3 protein-coding genes are annotated in these 3171 nt (G+C 74.5%); 2 read left to right on the forward strand and 1 reads right to left on the reverse strand.

Features of this window, described 5'->3' with window-relative positions; all coding sequences use genetic code 11:
* Window positions 1-251: 251 nt before the first annotated feature.
* Window positions 252-1508, reverse strand: coding sequence for a Ku protein (locus EF918_RS34110; protein WP_125652754.1), 1257 nt, complete (start codon window positions 1506-1508; stop codon window positions 252-254).
* A 31-nt stretch (window positions 1509-1539) separates the two neighbouring features.
* On the opposite strand from EF918_RS34110, the gene ligD reads away from it, so the two are divergent.
* Both ligD and EF918_RS34120 read left to right on the forward strand, forming a co-directional pair.
* Window positions 1540-2424, forward strand: coding sequence for a non-homologous end-joining DNA ligase (gene ligD, locus EF918_RS34115; RefSeq protein WP_125652755.1), 885 nt, complete (start codon window positions 1540-1542; stop codon window positions 2422-2424).
* Window positions 2424-3171: ATP-dependent DNA ligase (locus EF918_RS34120; RefSeq protein ID WP_125652756.1), on the forward strand; the 748-nt coding region annotated here is incomplete at its 3' end. The genes ligD and EF918_RS34120, both read left to right, overlap by 1 nt.

Genomic DNA, 3171 nt, shown 5'->3' on the forward strand with positions numbered 1-3171 from the left:
GGCGGGAAGTTCCGGGGCGGAGCCAGGTGGGCCCCGCCGAGCTCGGGCGGGGGACTGCCTGCGGGCCACCGGGCCACCGGGCCACCGGGCCACCGGGCGCCCCGGTCGCAGCGGCACAGGGCGCCGGGGTCGCAGCGGCACAGGGCGCCGGGGTTCGGGCGGGGAAGCTCGCCGGGTCTTAGCTCGAGCGGGCCGCGGGCGCGCCGGAGCTCGGGCGGGGGAGCGCCTGAGGGGCCGCCGGTCGACGGGGTTCAGGCGGAGGAGCGTTTGCGGGGGGTCGCCTTCTTGGCGGTGGCGGTGCCCGAGGCGCTTCCGGCGGTGGACGTCGACCGTGCTCCGGCGCCGGTCTTCTTGGCGGCGGAGGCGGACCGGGCCGTGGACCGGCCGGACTGCGTGGCCTTGGCGGTCTTCGTCCCGGTCGCGCTCTTGGCCGTCTTCGCCGTCTTCGTGGTCTTCGTGGCCCGCTCGGTCTTCGCCGCCGTCTTCGCCGTCTTCGCGGTGGACTTCTTCGAGGAGGCCGCGGCGGCCCCGCCGGTCTTCCGGGCCGTGGTGGCCGTGGACTTCTTCCCGCCCACCGCCTTCGGCGCCGCCGGCGCGCTCCGGCGCGTGCTCCCGCCACCACCACGGCGCCCGCCGATCGGCGTGACCTCGGCACCCGCACCCCGGCCGCCCTCCGCGGCATTTTCCCCCTCGCCCTCCCCGGCGGAGCCCTCCTCCGCGGCCTCGCCCCGCGAGGCCTTGGCCGCCCGTACGCTCTTCTCCAGCGCCGCCATCAGGTCGATGACCTGCCCCCCGGCCCGTTCCGCCGTCGCCGGCAGCTCCGGTTCGATCGCCTCGCCCGACTTCGCCGCGATCATGGCCTCGACCGCCTCGCGGTAGTCGTCGTGGAGGCTGTCCATGTCCACCTCGCCCAGCGTCGCCATCAGGGCGTCGGCCAGGTCGAGTTCGGCGTCGCGGACGGTCACCTTGGTCTCCGGGGCCACGCCCTCCGGCGCGCGGATCTCGTCCGGCCACAGCAGCCCGTGCATCGCGATCACGTCACCGACGACCCGGAGCATCCCCAGGCGCTCCCGCCCGCGCAGCGCGAACTTGGCCAGGGCCACCCGTTCGCTGCGCTTGAGCGCCTCCCGCAGCAGCGTGTACGGCTTGGCCGCCGACACGCCGTTCGCCGCCAGGTAGTACGCGGCGTCCATCTGGAGCGGATCGATCTCGGAGGCCGGTACGAACGAGACGATCTCGATCGTCTTCGCCGTGGGCAGCGGCAGCGAGGCCAGGTCCGCGTCCGTGATCGGGATGATCGACCCGTCCGCCTCCTCGTACCCCTTGCCGATCTCGTCGGCGGAGAGCTCCTCGCCGTCCAGCTCGCAGACCTTGCGGTAGCGGACCCGGCCACCGTCCTCCAGGTGGATCTGGCGGAAGGAGATCGAGTGGTTCTCGGTGGCGTTGACGAGCTTGATCGGAATGCTGACCAGGCCGAAGGAAATCGCCCCGTTCCATATGGATCGCACGGTTCCTCCCGTTTCGTGGCAGTCTCATCGTATGACGCCGATCACCGTCGTGGAGGGGCGTCGCCTCGCGCTCAGCAACCTGGACAAGGTCATCTACCCCGAGACCGGGTTCACCAAGGGCGAGGTGCTGCACTACTACGCCACCGTCGCCGAGGCCCTGCTGCCGCACGTCCACGACCGGCCCGTGTCCTTCCTGCGCTACCCCGACGGTCCGGACGGGCAGCTCTTCTTCACCAAGAACCCGCCGCCCGGTACACCCGACTGGGTGAGGACCGCCGCCGTCCCGCGGACGGAGGACCCCCGGGCCCGGCAGGTGGTGGTCGCGGACCTGGCCACGCTGATGTGGGCCGCCAACCTGGTGGTGGAGTTCCACGTCCCGCAGTGGACGGAGGGCCACCCGGCCGTCGCCGACCGGCTGGTCCTCGACCTCGACCCGGGCCCGCCCGCGACCGTCGTCGAGTGCTGCGCCGTGGCCGTGTGGCTCCGGGACCGGCTGGCCGCGGACGGCCTGGAGGTCCGGCCCAAGACCTCGGGCGCGAAGGGCCTGCACCTGTCGGCACGGCTGGAGCCGGTGCCGTCCCGGACCGTCTCGGCGTACGCGAAGGAACTGGCGCAGGAGGCCGAGGCGGCCCTGCCCGACCTGGTGGTGCACCGGATGACCAAGGCCCTGCGGCCGGGCAAGGTCTTCGTCGACCACAGCCAGAACGCCGCCGCCAAGACCACCGCCGCTCCCTACACGCTGCGGGCCCGCTCCCGCCAGGCCGTCTCCGCGCCCGTGACCTGGGCGGAGGTCGAGTCCTGCCGCTCACCGGCGGCCCTGATGTTCCTGGCGGACGAGGTCGTGGCCCGCCTCGGCCGGGACGGCGACCTGTGGTCGCCGCTGACCGACCCCGAGCACGCCGGGCGGCTGCCGTGATCCGCGTGGCCCTGGCGGCGTCCGTCCGTACCCTGCCGCGGGGGCCGGGGCTGGCGTACGAGCCGAAGTTCGACGGGCACCGGCTGGTGGTCCGGCGCACCGCCGCGGACGTGGTGCTCCAGGCCCGTTCGGGCCGGATCGTGACCGCCGCGTTCCCCGACCTGGTGGCGGCGGCCCGGCTGCTCCCGCCCGGGACGACGCTCGACGGCGAGGTCGTGGTCTGGCACGACGGCCGCACGGACTTCGCCCTGGTCCAGCGCCGCGCCGCCGCGACGACGGCCCGGGCCGGCGCACTGGCGGTGAGCCTCCCGGCCTCGTACGCCGCCTTCGACGTCCTCGAACTGGCCGGCACCGACGTCCGCACCCACCCCTACGCGCGCCGCCGCTCCCTGCTGGTCGACCTCCTGCTGCCGCTCGGCCCGCCGTTGCAGCCGGTCCCGATGACCACCGACCCGGAGCTCGCGCAGACCTGGTACGAGACGCTGCCGGCGAACGGGATCGAGGGCCTGGTCGTCAAACGCCTGGACCAGCCCTACCCGGCGGGCCGCCGACTGTGGCGCAAGCTCCGGCACACGGACGTACGGGACGCGGCGGTGGTCGGCTACACGGGCACGGCCCGCCGCCCCCAGGCCCTGGTCCTGGTCCTCCCGGGCGCGGAGGACGAGCCCCCGGTGGTCTCCAGCCCGCTGTCGCCCCAGCTACGGGGCGAGGTGGCGGCGGAGCTGGGGGGACAGCGGGCTGGAGACC

Source organism: Streptomyces sp. WAC06614 (assembly GCF_003949795.1).
GTDB lineage: Bacteria > Actinomycetota > Actinomycetes > Streptomycetales > Streptomycetaceae > Streptomyces.

What these genes read in the sequence shown, in the direction of transcription:
- ligD (WP_125652755.1), top strand. Translation starts at nt 1,540, where the DNA reads ATGACGCCGATCACCGTCGTGGAGGGGCGTCGCCTCGCGCTCAGCAAC.